20 protein-coding genes are annotated in these 26,307 nt (G+C 49.0%); 7 read left to right on the plus strand and 13 right to left on the minus strand.

What is annotated here, in order from left to right; genetic code table 11:
• Window positions 1-29: 29 nt before the first annotated feature.
• On the minus strand, window positions 30-635 hold the full coding sequence (locus tag FHW36_RS15545) for a DNA-3-methyladenine glycosylase (protein WP_145670485.1): 606 nt from the start codon (window positions 633-635) through the stop codon (window positions 30-32).
• Window positions 636-770: 135 nt separating this feature from the next.
• Here FHW36_RS15545 and FHW36_RS15550 point away from each other — a divergent pair, with 135 nt between their 5' ends.
• Entirely contained in the window at window positions 771-1,382 is a 612-nt protein-coding gene (locus FHW36_RS15550; protein ID WP_145670486.1) for a hypothetical protein, read from the plus strand.
• Window positions 1,383-1,427: 45 nt separating this feature from the next.
• Here FHW36_RS15550 and FHW36_RS15555 read toward each other — a convergent pair whose 3' ends face one another.
• Together FHW36_RS15555 and xth are read right to left on the minus strand one after the other, a co-directional pair.
• Window positions 1,428-1,631: a dodecin family protein gene (locus tag FHW36_RS15555; RefSeq protein ID WP_145670487.1), complete on the minus strand. Its 204-nt coding sequence runs from the start codon at window positions 1,629-1,631 to the stop codon at window positions 1,428-1,430.
• Window positions 1,632-1,770: 139 nt separating this feature from the next.
• The gene (xth, locus tag FHW36_RS15560) at window positions 1,771-2,547 is read right to left on the minus strand and encodes an exodeoxyribonuclease III (protein WP_145670488.1); all 777 of its coding nucleotides are present in this window, start codon (window positions 2,545-2,547) and stop codon (window positions 1,771-1,773) included.
• A 179-nt stretch (window positions 2,548-2,726) separates the two neighbouring features.
• Between xth and FHW36_RS15565 the strand changes: the two genes are divergently transcribed.
• Window positions 2,727-3,314 carry a hypothetical protein gene (locus FHW36_RS15565; RefSeq protein ID WP_145670489.1) on the plus strand — a complete coding sequence of 196 codons (588 nt, stop codon included), beginning with the start codon at window positions 2,727-2,729 and terminating at the stop codon, window positions 3,312-3,314.
• Window positions 3,315-3,326: 12 nt separating this feature from the next.
• On the opposite strand, the gene FHW36_RS15570 is transcribed toward FHW36_RS15565, so the two are convergent.
• Together FHW36_RS15570 and FHW36_RS15575 are read right to left on the minus strand one after the other, a co-directional pair.
• On the minus strand, window positions 3,327-3,689 hold the full coding sequence (locus FHW36_RS15570) for a DoxX family protein (RefSeq protein WP_145670490.1): 363 nt from the start codon (window positions 3,687-3,689) through the stop codon (window positions 3,327-3,329).
• 60 nt (window positions 3,690-3,749) lie between these two features.
• On the minus strand, window positions 3,750-4,346 hold the full coding sequence (locus FHW36_RS15575) for a Crp/Fnr family transcriptional regulator (RefSeq protein WP_145670491.1): 597 nt from the start codon (window positions 4,344-4,346) through the stop codon (window positions 3,750-3,752).
• A gap of 126 nt (window positions 4,347-4,472) precedes the next feature.
• Here FHW36_RS15575 and FHW36_RS15580 point away from each other — a divergent pair, with 126 nt between their 5' ends.
• Window positions 4,473-5,210, plus strand: a complete 738-nt coding sequence (locus FHW36_RS15580; protein ID WP_145670492.1) for a peptidase associated/transthyretin-like domain-containing protein — start codon at window positions 4,473-4,475, stop codon at window positions 5,208-5,210.
• Between the two features lie 51 nt (window positions 5,211-5,261).
• Here the strand turns inward: FHW36_RS15580 and FHW36_RS15585 are convergent, their stop codons facing one another.
• On the minus strand, window positions 5,262-7,547 hold the full coding sequence (locus tag FHW36_RS15585) for a glycosyl hydrolase family 95 catalytic domain-containing protein (RefSeq protein ID WP_145670493.1): 2,286 nt from the start codon (window positions 7,545-7,547) through the stop codon (window positions 5,262-5,264).
• Between the two features lie 51 nt (window positions 7,548-7,598).
• On the opposite strand from FHW36_RS15585, the gene FHW36_RS15590 reads away from it, so the two are divergent.
• A complete protein-coding gene (locus FHW36_RS15590) occupies window positions 7,599-8,075 on the plus strand; it encodes a DUF2306 domain-containing protein (protein WP_145670494.1) in 477 nt (158 codons plus the stop codon).
• Between the two features lie 92 nt (window positions 8,076-8,167).
• Here FHW36_RS15590 and FHW36_RS15595 read toward each other — a convergent pair whose 3' ends face one another.
• On the minus strand, window positions 8,168-12,754 hold the full coding sequence (locus tag FHW36_RS15595) for an HYR-like domain-containing protein (RefSeq protein WP_145670495.1): 4,587 nt from the start codon (window positions 12,752-12,754) through the stop codon (window positions 8,168-8,170).
• 517 nt (window positions 12,755-13,271) lie between these two features.
• On the opposite strand from FHW36_RS15595, the gene FHW36_RS15600 reads away from it, so the two are divergent.
• A complete protein-coding gene (locus tag FHW36_RS15600) occupies window positions 13,272-14,141 on the plus strand; it encodes a glycerophosphodiester phosphodiesterase family protein (protein ID WP_145670496.1) in 870 nt (289 codons plus the stop codon).
• Here the strand turns inward: FHW36_RS15600 and FHW36_RS15605 are convergent.
• Entirely contained in the window at window positions 14,138-16,558 is a 2,421-nt protein-coding gene (locus FHW36_RS15605; RefSeq protein ID WP_145670497.1) for an outer membrane beta-barrel protein, read from the minus strand. The two genes, FHW36_RS15600 and FHW36_RS15605, sit on opposite strands and share 4 nt — an antisense overlap.
• Before the next feature lie 197 nt (window positions 16,559-16,755).
• Here FHW36_RS15605 and FHW36_RS15610 point away from each other — a divergent pair, with 197 nt between their 5' ends.
• Window positions 16,756-17,610 carry an ester cyclase gene (locus tag FHW36_RS15610; RefSeq protein ID WP_186452470.1) on the plus strand — a complete coding sequence of 285 codons (855 nt, stop codon included), beginning with the start codon at window positions 16,756-16,758 and terminating at the stop codon, window positions 17,608-17,610.
• On the opposite strand, the gene qhpG is transcribed toward FHW36_RS15610, so the two are convergent.
• From qhpG to FHW36_RS15630, 4 genes are read right to left on the minus strand one after another with little or no spacing between them, the layout of a single operon-like run.
• Entirely contained in the window at window positions 17,611-19,065 is a 1,455-nt protein-coding gene (qhpG, locus tag FHW36_RS15615; RefSeq protein ID WP_186452471.1) for a flavin-dependent monooxygenase QhpG, read from the minus strand.
• A 12-nt stretch (window positions 19,066-19,077) separates the two neighbouring features.
• On the minus strand, window positions 19,078-20,463 hold the full coding sequence (locus FHW36_RS15620; RefSeq protein WP_145670500.1) for a radical SAM/SPASM domain-containing protein: 1,386 nt from the start codon (window positions 20,461-20,463) through the stop codon (window positions 19,078-19,080).
• Window positions 20,460-22,835, minus strand: a complete 2,376-nt coding sequence (locus FHW36_RS15625) for a hypothetical protein (RefSeq protein WP_186452472.1) — start codon at window positions 22,833-22,835, stop codon at window positions 20,460-20,462. The genes FHW36_RS15620 and FHW36_RS15625 overlap by 4 nt, the downstream gene beginning before the upstream one ends.
• A 23-nt stretch (window positions 22,836-22,858) precedes the next feature.
• Entirely contained in the window at window positions 22,859-24,361 is a 1,503-nt protein-coding gene (locus FHW36_RS15630; RefSeq protein WP_145670501.1) for a ferritin-like domain-containing protein, read from the minus strand.
• A 298-nt stretch (window positions 24,362-24,659) separates the two neighbouring features.
• Between FHW36_RS15630 and FHW36_RS15635 the strand changes: the two genes are divergently transcribed.
• On the plus strand, window positions 24,660-25,586 hold the full coding sequence (locus tag FHW36_RS15635) for a hypothetical protein (protein ID WP_145670502.1): 927 nt from the start codon (window positions 24,660-24,662) through the stop codon (window positions 25,584-25,586).
• Window positions 25,587-25,624: 38 nt separating this feature from the next.
• On the opposite strand, the gene FHW36_RS15640 is transcribed toward FHW36_RS15635, so the two are convergent.
• Window positions 25,625-26,293 (minus strand): Crp/Fnr family transcriptional regulator, encoded by a 669-nt coding sequence (locus FHW36_RS15640; protein ID WP_222429090.1) that lies wholly within the window; start codon window positions 26,291-26,293, stop codon window positions 25,625-25,627.
• Window positions 26,294-26,307: the final 14 nt, after the last annotated feature.

Below are 26,307 nucleotides of genomic sequence, written 5' to 3' on the forward strand. Positions count from 1 at the left end.
ATGGAAAATCATGATTAATTGAGCCGGTGTTACAAACCTTTTCCTTTACTCACCCATGTATTATCTTTTATGGAGAAGCGATAGGGCAGCAATGCATCTGCGCCGGCATACTGTACACCCACGCGGGTGCCCGTCAGGATCTGATTATCGGGTAGAGGAGGGGCATCTTCAATCCAGATGTTACCGCCAGTTAATTTTTCGCTGTTAAGCGTGGCATCGATGCCCAGGGCTTTACAAAGGCTGCCCGGACCAGCAGTCATCTTCACCGTGTTTTTATGCGGGTAACGTTGCTGCATGGCAGCGATGCCGTCCAACGGTTCCAGTGCTCTTACCAGCACCGCCTCGGGCACCTCTTTTACATTGGTAACTACGTTGAATAGATAGTGCAGGCCGTAGCAGAGGTATACGTATGCCAGTCCCCCGGGTTGATACATCACTTCGGTGCGTTGGGTACGGCGATTATTCCAGGCATGAGAAGCCCGGTCCCGGATGCCGGCATAGGCCTCCGTTTCTACAATGATGCCCGCCGTGCGTTCACCGTCTATAGAAGTAACCAGTACTTTGCCCAGTAGTTGCCTGGCAATACTGGTCACATCGTCTTGTCGGTAAAAAGATAGCGGTAGTTTTTTAGCCATGTCTGAAATATCCGGAAAGATAATTATTGTCTGGATAAAAATAGAGAGAGGGTTAACCTATTATATTCCGAAATATACACGAACGGTACTATGACTGTACCGATAAAAAGATATCTTCAAACCTCATTTCACGTTATGTCTATATCCCTAAAAAAATTACATCGTTTAACCGGGCTCGTTATCGCCTCGTTTTTGTTGCTGCACGTGTGTAACCATCTCTGTGCGCTGGGTGGTCCCGCTTTACATATCAGGGTTATGAATGCCTTGCGGCATGTATACCGGTTTTGGCCGGTGGAAGCATTGCTGTTGTGTTGTGTGGCATTCCAGGTAGTGAGTGGAATCAGCCTGGTGATAAAGAAAGGCTTTATCCACCAGCCTTTTTATGTGGTGATGCAGGTATTAAGTGGGTTATATCTTTCCTTTTTTATGATATACCATGTAATGGCGGTATTGCGTGGGCGTTTCCAATGGAAAGTAAATACCGACTTTTATTTCGCGGCAGGCGTGGCAAACTACTACCCGCAAAAATTATTCTTCATTCCTTATTATACCTTGTCGCTGGTAGCGGTGTTTACCCACATTGCAGCGGTACATTATATCAAACGGTTGGAACAATCGGGGCAGCCCTTATTGGCGCAGAAGCAACGCCAGTATGGGTGGGAGGCGATGGGGATTTGTCTTGCCGGAGGAATAATCACTACCCTGATCATGATCTCCCTATCGGGTGTATTATATAAAATAGTGTAGAAAGCTATTGAAGCAGCCAGCTGCTTCAATAGCTTTCAGTTGTCGTTAACTATCTACCCGGAATGATACCTTACAGATAAGACCGTAGGTGCTTATCTTCCCATCTTTTACATGGGCCTTGATATCTTTTACAAATACAGAGTCGATATTGTGAATGGTTTTAGACACCTCCGCTACTGCATTTTGTAAAGCATCTTCAATGCTTTTGTCAGACGACGAAATAACTTCAATGACTTTTACGATAGACATAAGCAACATGTTTTGAGTGATGAAATAAGGCCTCACGCCGGCTAACAGGTATAGCCTGGCTAGACTCCCCGTGTTGGAAGCGTGTAGGGAACAGTACTTAAACGGAGAATAACAGGAATTGTTCAATGGCGGAGTGGCCCTATTTGCCGGCCAGCTGTATCCATACCGGTGCATGGTCGCTGGTTTTTTCCCAGCCGCGTACTTCGCGGTCTACCCCAGCTGCCTGGAGGCGCTTGCTCACCTGCGGACTAAGCAAGAAATGGTCGATGCGTAAACCGGCATTACGGCCATAAGCATTGCGGAAATAGTCCCAGAATGTGTAAATGGTTTCTTCGGGATAGAGCTTACGGATGGCGTCTGTCCAGCCCTGGTCTACCAGGTTTTTGAAAGCCGCCCGGGTTTCCGGCCGGAACAGGGCATCATCTACCCAACGCTCAGGCTTATATACATCTTTTTCGGTGGGCATTACATTAAAATCGCCGGTGAGCACCACCGGTATGCCCTGGTCCAACAAGCCTTTGGCGTGGTCGGTCAACCGCTTAAACCAGCTGAGCTTATAGTCGAATTTAGGACCGGGGGCGGGGTTACCGTTGGGTAAGTACAGGCCGCCAATGAGCAGGCCGTTGATGTCGACTTCTATATACCGGCTGTGTACGTCATCCGGATCGCCGGGGAGCGTACGCCTTATTTCTTTCATGGGTAGGTTGCGGGATAGAACAGCCACCCCATTCCAGCTTTTCTGGCCATGCCAGATCGCCTGGTAACCGGCATCCAGGATAGCCTGCTCCGGGAATTTTTCCTGTGGGGCCTTTAGTTCCTGTAAACACACCACATCAGGAGTGGTTGCTTGCAGCCAGCGAAGCAATACCTGGAGATGTCCATTAATACCGTTTACATTATAGGTGGCTATTTTCATACGATAAAGCAGGTTTATAGCCAATAATTTACAACATAATTGCCATATAGCAACATCTGCCGGCCGCGGGCAATAAAATAGGATATAGGCGTTGGCGTTAGGGATATAATATTTTGCCGTACTCTCATAAATTGTTTATTTTCAATGTGCCACCGCGCAATCGCTTAATCAGTACCGATATGATGTTTAGCAAAGTATTTCCCGGAACAGTCCTGCTCTTTCTGCTGGTATTTTCTACACAGGCGGGGGCACAGTCACCCAAAGCCGCCGTAACGGATATTACCTTCGACTTGGTAACCTGGACCCGACATCTGAATAATGATATTGATAAATATTTTTCCCGGGAGAAGGCTGCCGACCTAAACCAGCATCTCGAAGATCTGAAGCGGGAACTGAAGATTTACATGAAGCTGCGGAAAGCATTGTCCGACAGCTTATTCCGTAACAATATTACCCCGGGTAAAAAAGACGAGGCGCACCTGGAAGCCCTCAAGTCCAGCATGAACCTCGTGATGGAACAAATGCGCAATGTCACCGATTATGTCAGCGATCCGCTGAAGATCGAGGGCGATAAGCTCAATGACCAGATTTACGATATTTTATACGGACAACAGGTCCGCTACCTGTCCAACCTGGACGCTTTTTTAGCTGGCAATGATATCAGCAAAAGAGACCTGGCTATCGATGGCAGCGCCTGTTATGGTCGACTCGAAGAAAGCCTCAACCAGATTGCCATCTTACAGGAAAAAATAGCCAGGAAGCGGTAGGGATAAGTAGTATCAGGCATACCGCAGGACCATTACGGCCAGGGCCGTCAGCAACAGGAAAATATTGAAGGCCACGGCGACATATTCGCCACGTTTGTAGTGAATAGGCGCCGCCATTATCATAATTACAGCAAAACCCAATGCTGTAAAAGGAGTCAGCCACGGCAAAATACCGGTGGCCCAGGGGACTATAATACCCACCGCGCCTAATATTTCAATGGTGCCAATAAACCGGATCATAGGATAAGATAAGTTGGCTACGCCCGTTTGTCCGATTTGCATTAGTTTTTCTCTTCTCTGGGAAGATTTCATGATGCCGGAATACATGAAAACGGCGGCCAGCAGGCCCTGGGCAATCCATAATAGCGTGTTCATAACCTTGTAATTTTGTACTACAAAGATGGATACCCGTTATTTTTTTTCCTTTGACATTTATCAATTACTATAGCCGGCGCGGATACGGCTCAGTGTTTCGGGGGTAATGCCGAGGTAAGAAGCTACCATGCCCAGCGGCACCCGCTGAATAATACTGGGATGTTGCGCTATCAGCTTTTGGTAACGCTCCCGGGCGGTGGCAAAATGCAGGTCGTCGAAGCGTTGCTGCATTTGTACCAGGCCATGGCTTACCAGCAAGCGGCCAAAACGCTCTATTTCGTGATTTGCATCGTAGAGTTGTTGCAAATCGTCGTGACCAATGGCCCATAACACAGAAGGCTCCAGCAATTCAATGCTGCGGATATCCGGCAGGCCGGTGATAAAGCTCACAATAGAGGTGGCAAAGGTTTTTTCTACGCTGATCCAGTCGGTTACATCTTTCCCTTCTTTGCTATAAAACGTCCTGGTAAGGCCCTTCTCAACAAAATACACGTGCCGGCACACCGTCCCTGCACGTACTAGTTGATAACCTTTGGGTAGCTCCTTCTTGTCAAGAATACCTGCCATCGCCAATTTACTATCGGCAGAAAGAGTGATGAAAGATTTGATCACGTCAAAAAAATCGTTCAGCGATGGATCGTATAACGGAGCTTGCATAGCCTTGGCAGTGAATATTTGTGTGAAATTAAGAAAAGTTTTCAGCGGCGCCCGGCGCCTCAATGAATTGTTAATATTTGTGATATTCTTGTATATATTTGCCGCCTGTCTTAGATTGGGGCTGAAATGGGCATTTCTACACACTTACAAAAAGTAGCATTATTAGCGGTACTGATATTGGCAGGCATCGTATCACAGGCGCAGGTACGGGTGAGCGGAACCGTTTATGACCGTACACAAATGGTACGCATGGCGGGCGTGAGCGTTATGAGTAACTCCGGCGCCGGCGCCATCACCGATTCTTTAGGACACTATAGTATCATTGTACCGGTAACGGATTCCATCAGTTTTTCTTACCAGGGAAAGCCTACCATGAAATTTGCCGTAAGGGAAATTCCATTCAACCGCCCATTTGATATGAGCCTGCATGTGAGCGTAATGACCCTGCCTACCGTGGTGGTAACGGAAAAGATGCGGGGATATAAGTTTGACTCGCTGGAACGCCGCAATGAATACCGGAAAGTATTCGATTATGCGCCGGACTACCTGACCAGCGGCGGCAATGGAGTAGGAGCCGGCGTTAACCTGGACGCCCTGCTGAGCATCCGGAAAATTAAGCGGATGGAAGCCTTCCGGCGTTTCCTGGAAAGGGATGAGCGCGAAAAATATATTGACTACCGCTTTAACGCCGTGCTGGTAAAGAAAATTACAGGATTACAATCGCCCGCGCTGGAAGCATTTATGAAAGAATACCGGCCCAGCTATGAGCTGCTATTAAGCTTTGAAACAGAGTACCAATACTATAAATACATTCGTGACTGCGGAAGGTTTTATACAGGTAACAATACTTCCCCACATCAATAAAAAATCCCTCCCATTAAAAATGGGAGGGATTTTTTATTGATGGTGATGCAATTATTCATATCCATTTTTCAGCACCAACACGCTACCTGGTTGGCTATTCAGCTGAAGAAAACCATCCCCTGCATTTTTTATCACAAATCCTTTGTTGCTGGCCGCGTAAAATGTTTTGAAAGGTAGTTTCAAGCGGGTAGCGCCGCCTTTTTCAGACACTATTTTCACTTCCGCCACCTGTGCCCCATCTTTCTTCGCGCTTACCAGGAAGGCGCCCTCAGTACGTAAATTTTCAAAGGCCACGTTATTCCAGTCAACAGGGATGGCCGGCATGATTTCGATAAAGCCGGCGTAGCTCTGCAACAGCATTTCCTGTAGTCCGGCGGCAAAGGCGAAGTTACCTTCCAGGGTGAACGGACGATACGTGAATTTAGACAAACCCGATTTGGTTTGGTCGCCATTCAGGTGGAAACTGTTGATAGAGCAGAAGGCCTTTGCAAAGATTTGTAAATCTTTGGCTGCGCCGGCGCCATCTTTGGCCCTGGCTTTCAGGTTAGCCATCCAGGAATAGGAGTAGCCGCACCAATATGCCGGGCCCATACTATCGGTGAGATGTATGGTATTGCGGATAATGGTTTGGGCAGCTTCACCGTCTTCCCATTTAATGAGTCCCAGCGGATGAATAGCCATCATATGCGAAAAGTGGCGGTGCGATTGGTTATACGCCATGCTCGGGGCAAACATCAGCTCATGTTGAGGGCTGAGTGCAAAGTCACCGTATTCGGCCAGTATCTTTTTCCAATGAGCGGCTTCACTGTTCAGTCCAAGCACTGTGGCCAGTTCTGCGGCTTTGCTGAAGGTAAACTTCATCAGCGCCAGGTCGTAGTTGGTGTTTTGTGGAAACCAGGCGTCCAGGCTGTTGTCGTTGATCTCCGGGCTGGAACTGATTTTTAGCTTACGATGACCACTTTCATCTTTTACGGTAATGTTTTCCAGGAAGGTAGCCGTGTTTTTAAACCAGGGGTAGGCTTTTTCTTTCAGGAAATTTTTATCCATGCTGTAACGCCATTGCAGGTAGTAGTGCTGGGCCAGCCAGGAAGATACGGTGGGTGACAGCGAATATTGGATCCATCCGCCCATTTCGGTGCCGTCGAGAGTGGTTACGCCCGGTACGGCGAGTCCTGGCACCCCAAAATACATCTTCGTATAGCGCAGGTAGTTAGCTTTGTTGTTTTCCAGGTGACGGAGATAGCCGGTGGCTTCTTCGAGGTGGTTGCTGCTATAGGCAGGCCAGTAGCTGAGCTGCGTATTCAGGTCGTGATGGTAATCGCCCTTCCAGGGTGCAATGCGGCCATTGTCGGCTGTCCACACGGCCTGCAGGGAAATAGGCGGCGCATCCTTCCGGGCAGCAGCGCCAAATTTATATTGCTCCAGGTACCACTGTTTTTCCAGCAGGGTATCCGGTACATGAATAGCAGATTTGCTCCAGAACTGGCGCCACCAGCCGCTATGTGCCATCAGCGCTTTGTCGAAAGTTTGTGCCGTGCTGCGGGCAGTTACTTTTTCCGCGAGCTCCTGCACCGCCTGTTTGGGGTATTGCGATGAAATACTCCATACGCCTTCAATGGTATGAGCGGCTGTTTGCTTCCACCGTACATTGATATCATAGGTAAACCCATTCCAGCCTTCCTGGTGATAAGTAATACTATTGCCGGTTTGATGGATATCGCCTTGTTTGTAGCCTAACCGCGACAGGTCATCACCTCCCACCGGATCGCCGCTGTTCTTTATGGCGCCCTGGTATTGCGGCGCTACCAGCTGAGGTATCAGCTGAGCAGGGATGTTTTCAAAACGAAACCAACCCACTGGTTTTACCGCATCAACGAAGGTTTGCAGCGAGGCGCCATTGTTCCATTTTACCTCGCAGAGGGCGTTTTGCAGGCTCAGATGGACCGATTGCACCGGTCCCCAGTCTTGGGTATCAAATTCCAATGCCCCACCGGGAATTTTAGAAGGCGCGGCTTCTGCATCGTAGGGCGCATCGAGGTATTGTTGTACGGGTTGATAGTCCTTTTTATGTACCTGGTCTATTACCCACTGGTAGCTGAATTCTTTGCGGTGCAGTCCTTTCATGGGGCGAAGGTCCCACAGATCGGCCCTGTCGAGCGAAAACCGGAGATGATCGCCTTTTTGCCAGATCAGGGCGCCCAGCAGGCCGTTGCCCAATGGTACGGCTTCATCCCAGCGGGAGGCCAGTTGGTTGAATTGCAGGTCATGCGTGGAAGATTGGCCATAGCTGGTCATTGCTGCAACAGACAATGCCAGGGCCGCGATAAGTTTGTTCATCTGTTCTGTTTAATTAGCCACCATAAGTCAGTGCCTAATTTACCCGAAAAAATGAAACTTTTTTTGAAAATAGGAAGAGTGGAAAGACGCCAGTACATGGTTTCCCTCTCCGTTTTGCATAGCGCCAATATTATCACGCATGTTACTGCGGGATCTGTTGCATTGATCCTGGGATTGGTGGCGTTACTGACCCGGAAAGGAGGAATACTGCACCGGAAAAGTGGTCGCCTGTTCCTTCTATTCTTGTCAGTGGTGATTGCCACAGGTTTGATAGGCGTTTTTGTATTTGGAAGAAATACTTTTTTACTGGTCATTACCCTATTAAGCGGATACCTTGGATATTCCGGTTATCGCGTGTTACAGGCAAAGTCTAATCAATTTAATGGGAGCGATGTGGTAGTGGCCCTAGTAGTGCTTTGCGCAGATTTTTATTTCCTGTACTACTTTAAATCTATTGGCATGATCTGGTCGCCGGTCATCATTTACAGCACTACCGGGTACTTGCTTTTCATTATCACCTATGATTAAGGTCTGATAGTGAATATAACAAATATAATTACAAAAGAAAACCCGGCTAACAAGCCGGGCCTTCTTTGTTTTATCGATCACGCTAAAGTATACTATCGGGCGGGTACAATTTTTCCGGTGGCGTTAAACTGACCTACGCTTAATCTATAGATGAATAGTATCCTGGACGTTTCAGGTACATGATATTCTATCAACTGTAAACTACCCTTGGTTACTTCTCCACTATAAACAACCGCTACCCGGCGTCCCTGCAGATCATACAATTCCAGTTGTGCTTTACCTGTTTCCGGTGCTACATAACGGAACAATATAGTTTCTGTATATGGATTCGGGAATACGGTTACTGACAGGTTCGAAGGAGCTGTTTCCTTGCTGTAATTCAATTGACCCGAATTGTCGTATGATACGCTTGAAATATTGCTGATGGCAGTAACAGTCTTCGCCCATCTTACCAGTACGGCGCAGTTATTAAATCCATTATTGATCGCATCTATGGCCGCATTTACATCTGAAGCGCTTACGCCGCTGACGGTCTGTCCTCCGAGGTATTTATTGGCCAGCATAAACAAGCCTTGTACGGTGGCCTGTCCGGTAGATGACAAGTAGGCCACGACGTTGATTGGCAACTTGTAGGCGTCTATCTGTGATACCGGTGTGTTGCTGCCGCAGGTGGTCAGTTTGGCGGTAAACAGGGAGTCGCCGTCGATGGTCAGTGCTGACAAGGTCGGGGTGATTCCCATATTAAAGAACAAGGTCATTGTTTGAGACAAGAGCACATTGTTAATCTTACCGAATGTTGTTGATGCGGTGGATATTGGTACATTAGGCCAGGTGGCTGATTTGCTGTAAGTAGCATATCCTTTCAGCGCAACGGCTGTACCTCCGCCAGGCAACATATTAAATATGCTGCTATTGGTAATATCGCCCAGGAACAAGGTAAAGAATTTACCTGTTGATTTCAGTCCGAAGATAGCGGAATCGCCTGGTTGAGCGTCTACTACCTGCGACATCATTTGCTGTGCTTTAAGGCTGCCGCCGCCAGGAGTACATCCTACGCCGCCCTTGTTGCCATAGAAGCCCTGGGTATAAGTACAGTAGCTTACACAACAGCTTACGGTAATAGCCTGTTCTACATAGATGGAGTTGCCACATTCGTCGGTGGCTGTCCAGCGCCTGATGTATTTAAACGGACAAACGGTTCCTTCTTTCCTGTCGCTGGTGGTCACGGTAACTTTACCATTACAGTTATCTGTAAATGTTGGTGCGTCATACGCGAGTGGAACGCTGCAGCTGATCAGCTTATCGCTTCCCTGGGCGGTGGCTACTATCGGGGCAATACTGTCTTTTACGATAATAGTTTGTTTGATGGTATCTGACTTGTTGCCACAGCCATCTACAGCCCACCATTTACGTACTACTGTGAATTTGTTTACGCAAGTGCTGTCAGTGGTTACAGCAGAGAAGTATACAGTGGCCCCACTGCAACTGCCGCTGGCAGTAATGGTTTGCGGACTCGGGATGTCTTTGGCGCAAGCTACGACCAGGTCGGTCACTGTACCGGAAAGTACAGGCACAACATTGTTTTTAATGTGGATGGTTTGTTTAACAGAGTCGCTGTTACCGCAAACATCTGCAAATATCCAGGTACGAACAATCGTAGAGTCGCAGGAGGTACCGCTACCAATTTGACTGTATACCGGTGTAACAGCCGCATCGCAGTTGTCGGTGGCAGTTGGCGCAGGCACCGGCGGGATGTCTTTTAAACACTGTATGTTCACATCTGTAGTGAAGGTAGCAGTAATCACCGGCTTCACGTTATCGTTTACGGTAATGGTTTGTTTGAGTGTATCAGAACTGTTACCACAGGCATCTACTGCCCACCACTTACGTACCAGTTTAAATTTATTCACACAAGTGCTGTCTGTAGTGTACTGCTTCATCTGCACTGCTACGTTAGCAGTACAATTGTCGGAAGCGGTAATTGCCGGAGGCGCCGGGATATCTTTTGCACAAGTAATAGCTGCATCTGGTGCTGTACCGGAAAGTACAGGCGCAATGCTGTCTTTGATGTGGATGGTCTGTTTAACAGAGTCGCTGTTGCCGCAGGCATCTGCAAATATCCAGGTACGAACAATTGTAGAGTCGCACGCGGAGCCACTGCCGGCTTCACTGTATGCCGGAATAACGCTGGCATCGCAGTTGTCGGTAGCTGTTGGCGTTGGCAGCGCCGGTATGTCTTTTACACACTGTACTTTTACATCTGCTGGGAAATCAGCGGTAATCACCGGCTTCACGTTGTCGTTTACGGTAATGGTTTGTTTGAGTGTGTCAGAAGTGTTGCCACAGGCATCCACAGCCCACCACTTACGTACCAGTTTAAATTTATTCACACAGGTACTGTCAGTGGTCATCTGGCTCATCTGTACAGTCACATTGGCGGTACAATTGTCAGAAGCGGTAATTACCGGTGCTGCCGGGATATCTTTTGCACAAGTAATAGCTGCATCTGGTGCTGTACCAGCAAGTACAGGTGCGATGCTATCCTTGATGTGAATGGTCTGTTTAACGGAATCGCTGTTACCGCAGGCATCTGCAAATATCCAGGTGCGAACAATCGTAGAGTCGCAGGCGGTACCGCTGCCTATTTCATCGTATATCGGTGTAACGAGCGCATCACAGTTATCGGTAGCGGTTGGTGCAGGCGGCGCAGGTATGTCGCTGACGCACTGTACTTTCACGTCTTTCGGGAAGTCAGCGGCGATCACTGGTTTCACGTTGTCGTTCACGGTGATGGTTTGTGTGAGTGTATCAGAGGTATTGCCACAGGCATCTACTGCCCACCACTTACGTACCAGTTTGAATTTGTTTACGCAGGTACTGTCAATGGTCTGTTGGCTCATCTGCACTTGTACATTGCCTATACAATTGTCAGTAGCGGTAATCACGGGTGCTGCCGGGAGGTCTTTTGCACAAGTGATAGATGCATCTGGCGCTGTACCGGAGAGTACGGGTGCGATGGTGTCTTTTACATTTACCATCAGGGAACAGGTATCTTTTACCTTACCGTCGCTGGTAGTGGTAATCAGTTGCAACGTATAGGAGCCACAGGTGTTGCCGGCCATTACGGTTACTGTGTCATTGCTCATGGCGCCTGTTATGCTGCCGTCGCCGGTAATGCTCCAGCTATAGGAACCCACCTGGGAAGGTAATGGCCCCATATATACGTTGGAAGAACCCGGACAGACAGGGTTAGGTCCATTAATGATGCAGGGCGGCGCCGGGTGTTGGGTAACCGTTATCACTACGGTGTCCTTTCCTACGCAACCGGCGCTGTCTGTAGCGGTAACTACAAACTGGAATGTTCCGGTACCTGTTGGTATAAATTGTGGATTAAAGATATTTGGATTGGAAAGTCCTGTTACAGGGCTCCAACTGAATGTATACGGGGGGACGCCTCCGCTGGCGGATGCGCTCAGGTAGGCGGTATCGAGATTGGTGATACTCTGATCGGCGCCGGCATTGACCATTACTTTTGACAGTGTAATCAGCTGGCCGGGATAAACATCAGACCCCAAATAGCTGGTATCAGCAAGCCCGTTGCGGGTAACGATCAGCTGAAGACTGAAGGACCCGGCAGTGAAGGTAGTACCAATGGGAACCACCTGTATATTGGCAAGGGTATTATTAACAATTTTGGCGTTGGCAGTATTGCTGCCAATGATACTCCACAGGTAAGTAAGACCTGTAGGATCATCTACGGTAGAGGTATAGTTCAATGAGGTGGTTTCGATGCAACCTGCGGAAGGACCACTGATGGAGCCTTCAGGAGGAATATACACCGCATTGGTTTTCAGGGACCTGTCCTGGTTACCAATGCTAATTACATTACCATCAATGATCCAGTTTTTTAATCGCATGTGATAGGGCGATCCGTTAATGCTGGAAGCGGAATTGGTTTGACCGCTGGCATCTTTTCCCCAGTCAAGCACGCTGGCGATATGTCCACCCCACGCCAGTACTACGGTTTCCTTCAACGCGGTGAAAGTGATGTTAATCACCGTTTCAGAATTAGACCCTGTAAGGCTGCCTTCGGAGGCATATATCAGGCTGTTGAGGGTGGCATTGTACCCTGTCATCACCCGTTCCGATGCAGGCAATGCATTGAAGCTGGTGGTGGGTTGCCCTGCAACAGGCGATCCGGCGCTGGAAGGCGCTGGAATGGGGAGCGTACTGGTAGAGGTAAAATAACTTTCAGGAAAACCTGTAATGTTTAATAAAGGATTTACCGTTTCCGCTGCATGCAGGAAGATGCCATGAGGTTCGAGCCGCTGGAACTGTGTGATATAGTCCAGCGCGTGTTTTCCACTAGCTGTTATATCCAACCCGATAACGAGCGTGTAGGTTTTGTTGGCTACCAGGTTAGTTAATACTGCCCGGTAAGGTACCGAATATCCTTCCAGGAAGTGCGCCTGGTTGTTGTTCAGGTTGCCATTCACCCAGTCGACCGGGGAAGTGGGCGCCGTGGAACTACCATTGGATCCCTGGTCTAAGTTAGCTGATTGGGCATTGCTCCGCAGTACAGCTGCCATGAGGAAGAACAGTAATAACAGAATTGGAATTAGTTTAGATGGAAACGACGGTACATTTGGAGAATAGCGGGGTAAATCTATTGCGTTCATAAACACAGATTTTGCCGTGAATAAAAAAGGTTATTTCGCGGGTAGATATCTACTCGTGCTTACCAGGGAAGAGGCAACGATGTATGTTGTTGTACTGTTTGGCAAACACAGTATAACCACATGTGTCATCGCCTGATCACATGATTACTGGGGGAATCCATAAATGAAGGTTAAAACGAGGTAACTCAGGGATACAGTCAAAACGTAAGTGAAAGACAAAAGTTGGTTGTTAGTTGATGCTCCGAACAGTGCGTTTATTTAAATCCAGTTGGTTGATATATTCCTCATATGTTTATGCGAAGGTGAGCTTTTTTTTTAAACCCAAAAAATATTTAACATATTAATATTTTACAAAGACGAGGAAAGACGAAGGATCTTCCTTTAATATACTATTTTTAAGCATTTAAAAGCTATTTTAATATGGAGGACCAATTTTCAAACAACCTGCTGTCCTTGTGAAGCCAGCATCTTCTATTTTACTGTAGCCTATACCACCCTATAAAATAAACAACGGCAGATGAAATACTTATTGTTATTATTCGTATGCAGCGTGTCTTTGCAACTCCAGGCACAACAAACAAGACCAGTTGATGCTATACTCGACGAATTTTATCATCACCCAGAACACATTATGGTGGCTGCTCACCGGGCCGCGCATACAAAATATCCGGAAAACTCGCTGGCCGCTATCAGGGAGGCGATTGCAGAGGGTATCGACATCGTGGAAATAGATGTACATGCTACGAAAGATAAGGTACTGGTGATTATGCACGATGATAATATTACCCGTGCCACCGGCAAAAAAGGGAAGATTGCGGATTATACCTACCAGGAATTATTGCAATTCCCACTGCTGTTTAATGGTCAGCCCACGACTGAAAAAATCCCCACCTTTGAAGAAGTGCTACAGCTCACGAAAGGCAAGATCATGGTGGATATCGACTTTAAGGAAGACAGCGTGGAGTTTGCGAAACAAACCATCGACATGGTGGCCGCTCACCAGATGGAAGACCAGGTACTGTTCTTCATCTATGAGCCGCCATTCGCCACACAACTGCGCAGTTTCAACGCCCGCCTGCCCATTATGCCCCGGGCGCATAACGTCACTGAAATAAATGATATCGAACGGATGTCTACCCACCTGGGAAAGTTTCCGGCCATCCATATCGATGATTCTTTCTACGCAGATGCACTGGTGCAAGGTATAACCAGTAAAGGCACCCGTATCTGGATCAATTCCCTGGGAAAATATGACAAGATGGAGGCAAAGCAGGCCGGCAGCGGATTTGATCAGCTGCGTAAAGACGCCCGCTTTGCCAATGTGCTCCAAACAGATTACCCCGAAAGATTACTGGCCTACCTGCGCAAGCAAGGATTGCATCGTTAATGGATGCGCGATCTTTCATCTTCGTTACCGGTACTGCCCGTAGTAACTTTATGCTCGCTGCGGCCAAATTTATAGCTGACACTGAGCAACAGGAACCTGTTGAGCTGGAAGTTGGTGAACTGCTGCGGAATACCGTTAATTGTAGATCGCATGGCGACGGCACTGCTACGGAAAAGATCGTTCATTGTCAGCGCGAGGTCTAACTGTTTTTTCAACAGCGAGGCCCGTACGCCCAGGTCCAGTTTATAATAGGTATTTGTTTTACCAATATGGTCTATTTCCGGGAACTGATACCAAAAATTTACAGCAGCAGCAAAGGTTTTGTCTTTGTTTAAGTAAATGTTGTTGCTGGTCGACAGGTAAGCACTGAATGCACTGATGCTGCTGATCGCAGGCAACAGGGAGTGAGCATCGGTATGATAGAGCGTTACTTGGTTATTGTTATCCCACCAGGAAAGTGGCGACAGCGCAATACTCTCTGTGATGCCAACGCGATCGGTACGAATAAAGTTTAACGGTATCGTATATACGAGATTGGTGTCTGCACTGGCCATGGTCACATTATTGAAACCATTGTTGGTGATATTAAAAAATACCGAAGTGGTGAACCTGCTTTTATAGGAGTACGACAGCTCAAAATTGCTGCTGTACTCAGGGCTCAGGTAGGGATTACCTTCTCCATAACTGTAAGCAGTATACAACGACTTAAATGGATTCAGGTTCCAGAAGGAGGGCCGGTTTACCCGTTTACCGAAAGTAAAGGAAAAGCTGTTGTCAGCATTAGCCTGGTACGATGCCAGCACAGATGGAAACAGGCGGAAATAGTGATGGAGCGTAGTTTGTTGTACGGTATACGAGTATCCTTTAGTTTGGGTTAACTCTCCTCTCAGCCCGGCTTCGAATTTCCATTTATCTATTTCTTTACTGGCGTTGATATAAGCTGCCTGGGTATTTTCGCGATAGTCGAATTCGTTGCTCAGGTTAGGATCATAGATCTTTTCATCTGCCTTATTTTTTTTGTAGTAAAATGCGTTACTGTAGTTGTCGATGAAACTCAGTTTGGTGCCAAACCCAATCCTGGCAAAGGTGGTGGGTATTTCTACATCCGCCTTGAAGGTATAAATATTAATGTTTTGCTTATTGTCGTCGTAGTAGCGGGTAGTACCCACGGAATGTTCCAGGTCATCTCCCCGGTAGTTATTCGTTTCGAAATTTGATCTGTCGGTACGATAGTAATTGAAGTAGTCGGCATTCAGCAGCAGCTTGCGGCCCGTGGAATCGAAGTGTATCACCGAATGCAGGTTAATGGCATTGCTCAGCGCTACCGGATGGTAGGTAGCGTACGTTTGCATCAGGGAATCCAGTTTGCCCGTAACCTTGTTATGCACAGGATTATAAACATGATCGGAGCCATCATAAATATTTTTGCCTCCCTGGTAGTTGATACCGATGCTGGATTGATAGCCCAGTTTATAATCCACACCTGCTACCACGTTTACGTTGTTGTAGGTATAATTGCCGGTATCGGCCTGTTGCCATCTTTGCTTGGGATAGTCAATGGTGGTTTCAAAGCCTTCCAGGTGATGGTCCTGGTCTGCGTTGATGCTACCATAGGCCGACCACCGGGCGCTATTGTAATTGAGTACTGCGCTGGCGTTTAATGCTTCATAGTTGCTCGTGCCAAAGGCTTCAGCCGGGCTATGAAACCAGCGTTTGGCATTGGCCTGTATATTACCGGAGTATCCTTGTTGTTTACTTTGCTTTGTGGAGATGTTGATCAGTCCGGCATTTCCGTCCGCCTCATAATTGGCCCCGGGGTTTTTGAGCAATTCAATTTTAGTAACCTGGTTGGCCGACAGTGATTTCAGGTAGCGCATGAGGTCTAATCCCGACAACTGGAGCAGGCGTCCGTTGACCATTACTTTTACTGCGCCTTTTCCCGCCAGGCTAATCTCGTTGTCATTTACCCGCACCCCAGGAATTTTGCCGATGGTAGCAAGTATATCGGCGCCGGTGGCGGTAACGTTGGATGATATATTATACACCAGTTTATCCGCCTGATCACTGATGGCAGGTTTGGCAGCACTGACGGCTACTTCTCCCAATTGAACGGGGTCTGTTTTCAACAGTAGCACAATGCCGGTGTCTTTACGGATAGGTAGTTCCAGTACGAGTGGCTTATAACCCATCATCGTTGCTGATAGCTGCCAGCTACCGGTGCGAAGGCCGCTGAAGCGGAAATGCCCGGCACTGTCAGTCATAGTTACCCGTTGCGGTGAAGCGTCAGGAGATTGTAATGTAAGGGTCGCAAATGGAATGGGCGTATGTTGTTCACCGTATATTGTTCCTGTTAGCGTCTGAGCGCGGCTGCTGCCATACAGAAAGGTTAATAGCAGCAATAAAAAAGAGCTTTTCAAATATTACAAGGTTTATTATTTAGTTGATGTACCTAGTTGATGTACCACAGGTCAAGATAATAAATAAAATAAAAAAGAGCACTCATAGCGGATGAAAGGGGGATGCTCGATAAGAAAATAAGCATCGTTTACCGAAATCAATGATTTTTTACAATTCCCCGCCTGGCAAGGGAGGTACTTTTGTGAAAACAAATCGCATGATACCAGCACCAGCCCGGATATACCTGTTGTCAGCATGCTTGCTCTTCACAGGTATTTCCAACGCGCAAACCATTCGTAAAAAACATTTCACAAAACAGGTAAACACGGTAATAATGGAAACAAATAAGCAAGTGATCAAAGAACTATATGAAAAAGCATTGAATCAACAACAGACACAGTTGTTAGCCAATTACATCTCCGATGATTATACCGGCCTGCAGAGCGGAAAGGGGGCGGCTGCATTCCAAACGCCAATTGCAGCATTGCTGACAGCTTTCCCGGATATACATTACCAGTTGGAGGATTTGCTGGCAGAGGGAGATAAAGTAGTGGTCCGTTGGAAATGGACGGGTACACACAAGGGTGCTTACCTGCACCTGGCGCCTACCGGAAAGGTAGTCACCAACGACGGCATGGCTATTTACCAGTTGTATAACGGCAAAGTCAACCACGTAGAAGTATTAACAGATCGCCTGGGCTTCCTGCAGGCATTGCAGGTATTGCCTCCTGTACTGCCGCCACGGCAGTATTCGCAACAGGTGGCATTCATCGATAAATTCCTGGTACCGCAGGCGGCCATTGCTGCCTTCCGCGAAAGAACCGGTATTAACCGCCGTATGATTAAAACCCTGCCCGGATTTATCAGTGATGCGGCCTATGAATATACCGACGACAAGGGCAATTTGATTTGTGTAACGGTGGCACAGTGGGAGAGCCGTGAAGCGCTGGCGCAGGCGAAAACCAGTGTGCAGGCCAGTTACCAGGCCAGCGGGTTTAACATGGCCGCATTCTTACAGGAAACAGGTATCGTAGCCGATCGCGGTGTGTATATGGGAATGGATCCGCAATAATCACTGCGGGCACAAGATTTCTTTATCCCACAGGAATACCGCCATTTTAGCGGCCAGCGGAAAAGGTACCTGTTTACTCCAGGTGGTTACCAGCATGCCAAAAGTTGATATGGCCGGTACCATCTGCAGCAGTGGGTAAATTTCCACCGCATCGAGGAAGGCGATATCTCTTTGCAGGTTAGGATGGCGGATAGCGGTTTTCAGTTGCAGGCAATCATCCACTACACACGATGTGGTAACATATTTTATGGCCGGCGAGAGCTGAATGCTTCCCGGCCATAATTTTAGCAGGTTCGGAGCTTGGTTGTTTCCTGCTGCCGTGGGCGGCAGCGGGGTAGTGGTTTGTTGCAGGGCATCTGATAGTTGTTGCGAAAAGGGGGTTGTTGTAATTTTTTCAGGGAGATGGGGAACGGACCGCTCTTTCCAGAAAGCGTGCATGGCGCCGGGCCAGCCTTTTGCATAATACTGCCGGGTCCATTGGGTATGATGTACCACCGATTCCAGTAGTTTTTCCTCATAAAATTGTTGTGCCATAACAGCGTCGCCTCCCTTCAGTACTGTGTTGACGGCAATAGTCGCCTGTAGGGAAAAGCGCATGGCTTTTTCTACGCCGGTAGACGACAGCGGGTCTATCGCGAAAGCAGCCTCGCCCAACTGTAACCATTCGTTGCGCCAGGGCTGTATATGTGCATAAGCAGTAACGGGGCAGGATTGCAGGCGTTCCGGCAATGCAGGTACCCGGAATAATTTTGTTTCGCGAAGCAGTTGTTCATATACAATCGCTGCCGGTTGTTGTTGGAGGCTATTCGGATCTACAAACGCCATTACCCGGTATTGATTATCGCTCGTTGGCGCGCCCCATAGCCAACCTTCGGCTACTGCTTCCACACACGTGGCAGCTGGCATTTGACCGGTGTCGACGTGCGACCATAACGCCACCATAGGCGGCGCCGTTATTAATTTTTCAGATTGGGTAATGCCTTGTCTGCCCCGGGCGTCGAGCACAAACCGGCTATGTACTGTTATGCGGCGTTCAGGGAGGCGGACTTGTACTTCCCAATGCTGCGCATGGCGAATGCGTTTTTCATAGCGCGCCGGTTGCAACAGGTGCAGGCCACGCGCTACGGCGAGTTTCAGCAGGTCTTTGTCCAACAGGCCGCGGTTTACCATTACGCCATGTCCCCGGAGCTGCGGGGTTAGTTGAAAAGGAGTGGTGGATTCCCAGATGACCTGGGCTGGCAGCTGATGCTGGCAATGTGGTTGCTGTAAGAGAGCCGTAGCATCGAGGTAATCGAACAGGTTGTGAATACCCGGCGATAGCGATTCCCCAACCTGGTGACGGGGAAAGGCGGCACTCTCGGTCATGGCTACACGATATCCCAGGGCCAGCAGCCGTAATGCGGCACAGGTGCCCGCCGGTCCGGCGCCCAGGATGAGTATATCAAAGGTATCCATTTGTTGCATTGTTTACATAAACCAATCCGGGGCGAGGCGACTCAGGCGTTCATGTGCCTGTAAGGTGTAATGCAGCCACCCGCGGATATAATCGCATGCATGCCGTCCTTTTTCCAATACCTCGTGGTGGCAGCCGCCTCCGCATAGGTATTGTGCCCAACAGCTGTTGCAGGGCGTTTGCTGATGTACATGCCGCGATGCCAGCCAGTTGTTTTGGAGGGTGCTGTCTACACCATCGTAGATATTTCCCATGCTGCCGGCCGGTTCATTTACGAAGCGGTGACAGGCAAATAATCCGCCGTCGGCAGATACGCCCATGTATCCTGCTCCCGCACCACAGGGGTATGGCCGGTGCGTATTTTTACCGATTTCCTTCAATGCATTGATCATGTTTAGAAAGGGAAAGCGTTTGCCTTGCAGCACGTGTTGTTCAAACAGGAGGCCGCAGGCAATCATGCTTTCCAGCATCATTTTCAGGTCTTCCTTCGTCATTTCATCGCGGCCGTTAGCAGCGCGGAGCAGGGGAGAGAAGCCCACGCTGTGAAAACCCATATTGACAAATTCCAGCAAGGTGGCACCCAGGTCGTTTTGTCCCGGCGTTACCGTTACCCGGGCCGATACCTGCATCTGTTGCTGGATACGGAGCAAGGGCTGTATTTTTTCAATGATATGCTGATAGGTACCACTGCCGTTTTTAAAGGGACGTTGCCGGTCGTGCTGGGCACCAATGCCATCGAGGCTCACCGTTACCGCAAAGCCATAGGTTTCAAAGAAGGTGGCATCATCTGGCTTCAGCAAAGTACCGTTGGTGGTAATAGAAAAATGGACCGGTATGTTTTTACGGGCGCCTGCTTCCGCCGCATAGATAGTGGCCTCCCGCAGTGCGGGGCGGTTAATGAGAGGTTCGCCTCCCAGGAAGGTTACCTGCACTTTCCGGCCAGGTTCCGCATTATCCAGCAGGAGGTCGATCGACTTCTTAGCGGTATCCAGCGGCATATTTTTAGCGGGCCCGCCAAAGTCGCCCTGGTCGGCGTAACAGTAAGTACAGCCCATGTTACATTTCTGTGCAATGGCCAGCGACAACGCGTGTACAGGTGGATCCTGCAAAGGGGTGTCGTTGATCGCAGGCAGTGTGTGGAGTCCCATGGCTACCAGCTCACGATGGATGGCGGCTTCATCTCCCTGCTGTATGAGCTGTTGCAGGTGTGCTGCGGTTGTATTGGCAATCTTATAATAACGGCTGCCATTGCTCACAAAGAGCCGGGTATGGTCTGCGCCGGGGACCAGGTGTATTTGAGAAGAGCCAGGCAGAGATTGCCTGGCTACTTCTAATGCCAGCTTGCTGGCGATGGTGTTGATCAACTGGGTGGTTGTATCTGAGGGAAAAGGAGGTATCATGATTTGTTTTTACGATCATCGGTGGAAGTGCTCGTTGCTTTTTGCTTAGGCTGGCTGGGTTCTTCCACGAAGTCCATTTTTCCATCCCATTCCGGGAAACGGCCATCGGGCGTGTCAGCAGCCGGTTTACCGCTACTGAGGGCATCGCGGCCATTGATGATAAAGTTCAGTTCTCCTTCCCAGTTTTGAAACAGGTCGTTGTAGGAGAACAGTCTTGAGTCTACCCGGTTATCGGGTACATATTCCCCGGTGCGCCTTTTAGCCAGCCACATATCGCCTTTACTGAGCCCGTTTTCCCCCGGTTCTACGTTTACATAGTCGGGGCGGGTAGCGGCCCAGTAGTAACAGGCGCATTCCCGGTAGTCGTTTTGCCAGGGTGCGCAAAGGCCCTGGGTCAGTTCGCCGGGGCGTAATATCTGTGTGGAGATAGACGCATCGTTGGTGTTGAATATTTCACGCACGGTGAAGGTCAGTGCAGGGAATGCATTGGTTTTCAGTTGATCTTCGGTTACCAGTACGGGGAGGGTAGCTGCGCCGGGGGTAAATTGCAGTGTTACCGTATCGCCGCCTTTGATCTTCAGGGAAGCGATGAAGTTAGACCACTCCATGAAGGCTGCGCCGTTAGGATTGTCCTGGGTACGTAACGGTACGTTATCGCCTCCGGGGAAAACAGGGCCTTCTCCGGCCACCATGGTAGGCTTCCCGTTGATGCCTACAATCCGGCGCCCGGTCAGGTTATTACTGGTGGTGTCTTCCAATACGTAGTTATCATTTTCACTGATGGTAATGCCAATGAAAATATGTCGCCACAGGTTTCTGAAGTCAGACTCCAGACCGGGGAAGCAGTTTGAGATAGCGGCCCTCGACAGTACACTGTAAGGGTTGCCCTGCCCCCGGTAATGGAGCTGCGCGTCGAGATCCGACGCTTTGATGGAATCGGACGGATATATTTTTGTTGTACTGGCATCGGCGTTATCCCGGAACATGGCAGAAGCGGCGGCTTGTATCACCGTGTTGATCATGCGATAGGTGAGGGTTAGGCCGCGTCCATCGGCGCCACGCATCAGGCCTGGCATTTTACGGCGTTCTTTGTCGGACAGGTCGCCTATTTTATCCGGCCGGCGCAGGGCATCTGCAAACCAGGCGGCCATGCCGGTGCTGAGGCCATTGAATACCCTTTCATGCAGGGTACGCAGGGCCAGGTTATCTACAATAGAACCGGCCATAATCGGTTCGTATAGCCGGCCAAAATCGTTGGTATCCTGCCGCACCATGGTGCTGGCTACGTTCCACCGGCCATTGATAGGATTCCCGTTCATCACGGTGGTATTCATCAGCGTGATGGATTCAAAGGCGCGGCGCACAATTTCTTCCGCTTCTTCAATACCTACTTCTCCATCGCGGTCGGTGCCATGGAGTATTTGTTCCAGTTCATCCGAAATGGCGCGGATAGGCAATATATCGGGTGCGAAGGCGGGAGGGCCGGCGCAGATATGCGCGGAGGCGGTTAATGGGGCCTGACCGGTTGTTCCGATGTTAATGATCACTGTACCATCGCATTCATCGTCGATATATCCCCAGCTATGCTGATTGCCGTCGGCGTCGGAATAGCCGGCGAAGATCTGGGCGGGCATAGTGTAGGTAGGATTGAAGTTGGGCGATTCGCTGTATTTGGCCCAGGGCTTGGTTGGATCGTATATAACGTACGCATCGCCTTTGATGTTGGGATCGTGCGTAGCCGCCTGACCCGCGGTTTTGATACTGTTGCGGGAGCAGCCGTATACCGCGCCTGGGCCGGGTGTATAGCGCAGCCGGATTTCCGGGAAATCCTTATTGGGTTTGATGAATTGCACAAAACCCAGCGGTAGCTTACTCCCCGTCAGGAAGTTATCACAGGAAGCCAGTACCGCCTGCGGCGCAAAATTGCCCTTTTCAATCACCACATTGGCAGTGATGTTATCTGCTGCCTCGCCTGTTCTGCGCATAATTTTCGAGTTACCCAGGGCGATTGTCCAGGAGATATCCGTGAGCTGGTAGCCGGCTTTTGTGAGCAGATCGGTGGTAAGTGGTACCAGGGTACCGGGATTATCTTCCGTGATAGCAAATATTTCCAGGAAAGGCGCTACCGGGCGGATAGTGCCAGCCGTATCCGTGGTACTGGTGGCATCTTTAAATATTACTTCCTCCGGCGTATCAACGCTTAGTTCGTGTGTGGCCGGGTCTACATAAAAGGTAGGCTGGGGAACGATTTTACGGAACCCCAACGGCTTGTCGACCGGTACTTCCAGGTCGTAGGCAGCCACCGGTACAAGGGAAGATCCCAATCTCGCTACGGCAAAAGGAGGCAGTATACGTATTTCAGTAATTTTCATAGCAATAGTTTTAAGCGGTGATGTTAAGCAGGTACGGCTACCATATCGCGGATAATCTGCAGCAGGTTACGATCGGCTTCCTGCAGGGCATACAGGTAGCGGTGATGCTGTGCTGCTGTAGTTTTCAGCAGGGTGTCGATCATCGTCGCAGATGCCTGTAGCAGGTCGGCATGTACGCGCCACCTGTTGTGTTCACCTGCTGGTAACGACAGCGTGTAAGGCGTGAGGAAGGGCGGGCCTGCTGTTTTATCGCCTGTACCCACTGTCAGCGGCATCTGCACCATGGCCGTGGCAATGCTGCGCAGGTTGTACATCTCTCCGAAGGTGGAGTTGATGATCAGTCCCCTTGGGGTCATGGCGCCGGCACTGTTTAAACCATCTTCCAGCACAAAGCTATGCGTGAGGAAATTGAGCAGTAGCCGGTATCGGAGGTTAAAGAGATGTCCCCAGTTTTGTGCGTCGGGGTTGGTGATTGGATCTCTTTCCTCGTCGGCGGTTTGTCCCTCGGAAGGATCGCTGCTGCCGTCTTCTACGTCTTCCGGAATGTAGGGGTTTACTGCCACATTCCTGGCGGGCGCCCAGCTGTTACCGGCTTCTGTCACTACGGCACTCATTTGTTTGTATATGTTGAGAAACCGTTCGAAGTGGGATGGATCGGTGCTGACACTGGTATTATCTTCTCCCTGTTCTGCAATAGCGTTAAGGGCGTTGAAGGCATCGTCTCTGCTGGCCAGCGGCATTACCAGTACATCCGGGCTACCTGGGGGACTTCCGTGCTTGGCATTGCCCCGTTGTCCGCCGGTATAACCCCGGCCCCATTCATCAAATTTGGCCTGGTAGGGGTAGGTATCTGCCTGGAATATTTCGTCGCTAATAACCTGGGGGTCCTGTATCAGGTGCAGGAGCACATGGAATAGAGCGCCTACTGTATTGGCTTTGGGCACTTCGGCCGCTACACGGTCTTTGATCTCTTTGGCCCACGGATCGTCACTGTTAATGAAGGCTGCCGGTGCTTCTGCATATACATATTTCGCCAGTGAGTTCAGCGTAAGTGGTTCCAGCTTAAAGGGGAACGGATAGAAGGGGGTATCCCAGGGATAATCTTGCCGCTCAAAGTGCAAAGGTGCGCCAATCAGTTTCAGTACATTTTGTACCGATACAAAATGCCCCATTTCCTCTTTGGCAATGCCCAGAATTACTTCCTGCCAGGAACTGACCTGGTCCCGGTATTGATCGGGCACCTGTGGCCCGCCCAGGCTGTAGGCAGCATACAGGTATTGTAACATCAGTCCGTGCTCAATTTCTGCATCGATGTGTAGCAGGAAGGTCACGTAATCTTTGCCATTAAATTCAGGGGGTACCAGTATCTGTTGCTGGTCTTCCTGGGTAACGGTTTCTGCGGTGAAAGTTTGGATTCCTTCCTTTCCGCCGATAAGGGCAGATTGTCGCATGATTTCGGCCCGGCGATCTTCTATTTGTGCTCTTTTGAAGACGGGACCAAGAAAACGGAGGTAGTTACTTTGCATAACTGTGGCGAGTTTACATGGTGATAGTGGGTGGTGAAAATAAACGGACCAGGGCCGCTTAGGATAAGTCAAGGTGTTTTCATGGGAGTTATTTTGAGTGCGATAAAATAAGTTCATTTTTGCGACGTGACAAAATTAATTTCCCCTACCCGGGGAAAATCCCGGTAGTGTTTTTTTACTATCTTCACCGGGATATTAGTGATACCTATGATGACTGGCTGTACAACCCTTTACCAGATAAGTTTACCCAACATCTTGTTATCCCGGTTTTAAAACACCCTAATTAAATTGTTTACCTATGTTTTACTGGAAGAAGTTTTTTTTCTTTTGTTTATTCATGTTTGCCGGCACCCAGATAACCCTTGCCCAGGTTACCGGTAGTTTCCAGGTAAAGGGAGATCTCGATAAATATTACCCGGTTACATTTGCCGACGGTGGTTGGAATAATAATGCGGCAGTGGAACTGGAGCTCGGTCGTTCCAGCGTTCACATCGACGGAGAATGGCGTGGGTCGATTATTGCAAAATTCAGGTTCCATGTCACTGCCTGGGGAAATGGCTCGGCGTTTATTAATGTCGATATGATGCAATTCGTGCCTACCACCGTCAGGTTTGTTGCAGGATGGACGGACGTTTCGCGGAATGGTATTGGTGGTAGTATCCTTATCTGGTTACGTGGCAATACTACCTACAACTATAAGTGTAATTACGCATTTACACCCGTTATATACGATAACGTGCAACAACCGCTTCCTTACCAGGAGCCGGGAGGCCCTGCCCATACGTTTAAAACAGCTGTCGATAGTACCGTAAACAGTTATGGTATTACTTATGGCAATGCTATGTATCTTACGGCCAATACCAACCACTACATCGCCGGCAATGTTGGCATCGGTACGCTCACGCCCGGCAGTTGCAAACTGGCAGTAGAAGGAACGATCGGGGCCCGGAAAGTAAAAGTAACCCAGGGTACCTGGGCCGATTTTGTATTTCAGCCAGATTATACCTTGCCGCCGCTGTCGGACGTAGAAGCGTTTATCAAAGAAAACAAACATCTACCGGATATACCTACTAAAAAGGAGGTAGAAAAAGAAGGACTGGACCTGGGAGAAATGAACAAGAAACTATTGCAGAAGATAGAAGAGCTGACACTCTACCTCATCGACCTCAAGAAGGAGAATACGCGGCAGTGGCAGGAAATAGAGCAGTTGAAGAAAAATAAATAGGCGAATCAGGGGATCAGATCATTCATCTGGTCCCCTTTTTATGCGTCTTCAAATCGCTTAATCATCTGTTCCAGTTGCTCCTTACTCAAATCAATATTCAACCCTTCTTTATCCAGGATATTTTTCTCTCTCAACTCTTTCAGCGTCCTGTTAAAACTCCTGACAGAAATACCCAGGTAAGCAGCCATATCTTTTTTAGCAAAGAAAGTTTGCTGGCTGGCTTCCAGCGACAGTAACCGCAGCAATGCATATTCTACCGGGTACAACTGCTGGTAGGAGGTCCGGATACAGGTTTGATAGATACGGGCGGCCAATACTTTCAGCAGCAGTTCATTGAATTCCGGGTAACTGCGTAGCAGTGCCATAAACCGGTCGTGCGGAATAGTAAAAACAGTTACCGGGGTAAGGGCGGTAATATTGGATAAACAGGCGCCCTTGTTAATGGCTTCCAGTTCCCCGGTGATTTCGCCGGTACCTAAGAATTCGAAAATATAGTCTTTCCCGTTATCTTCTGCAATATAACATTTGGTGATACCTTCCCGGATAATGTATACCTGGGAAATGATAGAGCCCTGCCGGATCAGGTAGGCGCCGGCGGCAAATGATTTCAGCTGTATGGCATTTCCTGCCTGCTTGTCCTCGAAAAGCTGTTCTACGAACTGCAGAAAAGCGGTGTTGGTCCGTAACATATCCTGGGAGTGGGACAAATGTCCCGTTTTAT

This window comes from Chitinophaga polysaccharea, from assembly GCF_007829335.1.
Lineage (GTDB): Bacteria > Bacteroidota > Bacteroidia > Chitinophagales > Chitinophagaceae > Chitinophaga > Chitinophaga polysaccharea_B.